Annotated in this window: 1 pseudogene; it reads right to left on the bottom strand. The window is 67.4% G+C overall.

The window, feature by feature from the left end:
• Positions 1–279, bottom strand: a pseudogene (locus AC0IYH_RS31210) (aldehyde dehydrogenase (NADP(+))); the annotation flags it as partial.

The raw sequence follows: 279 nt of genomic DNA, 5'->3' as shown, positions 1-279 counted from the left end.
ATGCGGTACTGGCGAATGTCCGGGCGCGGCAGCGGCTGACGATCCGGCAACGCACGGTCGATGCGCGCGCCGAAGAAATCGCCACGGCGCAGCACCTTGGCGAACAGGCGCATCTGGCCGCTGGTACGGCCACGCTCGCCCTGGATACGACCAGCGGGCAGCGCGGTTTCCTTGCACACGGTGGCGACGAAATCGTCACCCAGGGCGTCCAACTCGTCGGCGATTGCATCGAGGAAATCGGCGCGCTTGGCCGCCGGCAAGCTGCGGTAAGTCGGGTAG

The organism is Pseudomonas sp. AC463, from assembly GCF_979253585.1.
This window is presented reverse-complemented; position numbering and strand designations above follow the sequence as displayed.